The sequence below is a fragment of the Mesorhizobium sp. M7A.F.Ca.CA.004.06.1.1 genome (assembly GCF_003999135.1).
Taxonomy (GTDB): domain Bacteria; phylum Pseudomonadota; class Alphaproteobacteria; order Rhizobiales; family Rhizobiaceae; genus Mesorhizobium.
In genome coordinates, this window is the sequence record NZ_RZPQ01001172.1 from 1 (window position 1) to 1,135 (window position 1,135).

General features: G+C 62.8%; 2 protein-coding genes. Both read left to right on the plus strand.

The window, feature by feature from the left end; translation table 11 throughout:
* On the plus strand, positions 1–533 hold a 533-nt coding region (locus EN906_RS34870; protein ID WP_164777642.1), incomplete at its 5' end, for a biotin--[acetyl-CoA-carboxylase] ligase.
* A gap of 118 nt (positions 534–651) precedes the next feature.
* Positions 652–1,135: ribonuclease J (locus EN906_RS34875; protein WP_164777643.1), on the plus strand; the 484-nt coding region annotated here is incomplete at its 3' end.

Here is a 1,135-nt window from a genome sequence, read left to right on the forward strand (position 1 = left end):
ACGCCGTGGTGCCGAAGGGCCGGATCGCCATCGGCCTCGACGGCGGCAGCGAAGGAAAGAACCGTTTCGAACTGAAATGGCCGAACGACGTGCTCGCCTCCGGCGCCAAGCTGGCCGGCATCCTGCTGGAATCGGCAATCCTGGAAGGCGGCCGTTTCGCGGTGGCGGTCGGCATCGGCGTCAATGTGGTGGCATACCCCGAGGATTTGCCCTATCCCGCAACATCACTCAGCGCGCTGGGCGCGGCATGCGATGCGGAAACACTGTTCCTGGCGCTGTCGGATGCATGGAGCGAGAATGCCCGATTGTGGGACGAGGGGCGCGGACTTGCCGCCGTCAGGCGACGCTGGCTTGATCGTGCTGCGGGGCTCGGCGGCGAAGTTGCTGTCAGAATTGACGGTAATGTGGTGCGTGGGGTGTTTGAGACCATTGACGAGGACTGCCGTTTCGTGATCCGCGACGATGAAGGTTCGGTTCGGACGATCGCCGCCGGCGATGTGCATTTCGGCGCGGTCGCTTCGGCCAGGGCATAGAGCCGTTCATGAACGGTTCTAACTGTTTGTTTTTGCGCAACTCCGGTGGGAAAACCGTTACAAACTTTTCCCGGAATTGCTTTTTGGGCTTGGCCTGAGGGCCAGGAAGGGAAAAATCATGGCGAAAGCGGAAACCGCCGAACTCGTCTTCGTGCCGCTCGGCGGCGTCGGTGAGATCGGCATGAACTTCGCTCTTTACGGCTACGGGCCGCCCAATGCGCGCGAATGGATCGTCATCGATGTCGGGGTGACCTTCCCCGATGCCAGCCTGCCGGGCGTCGACCTTGTGCTGCCCGACACGCGATTCATCGAGGAGAACCTCGCCAATCTGCGCGGCATCATCATCACGCATGCGCATGAAGACCATTATGGCGCGCTGCTCGACACATGGCCGAAGCTGAAGGCGCCGGTCTGGATGACGCCGTTCAGCGCCGGCCTGCTGGAGGCCAAGCGGCAAGGCGAGCAGGGCGCGCCGAAAATACCGGTGACGATCTACCGGGCGGGCGAGAAATTCACCGTCGGCCCGTTCGAGATCGAAGCCATTCCGGTCGCGCACTCGATTCCCGAGCCGCTGTCGCTGGCGATCACCTCGCCGGCAGGCA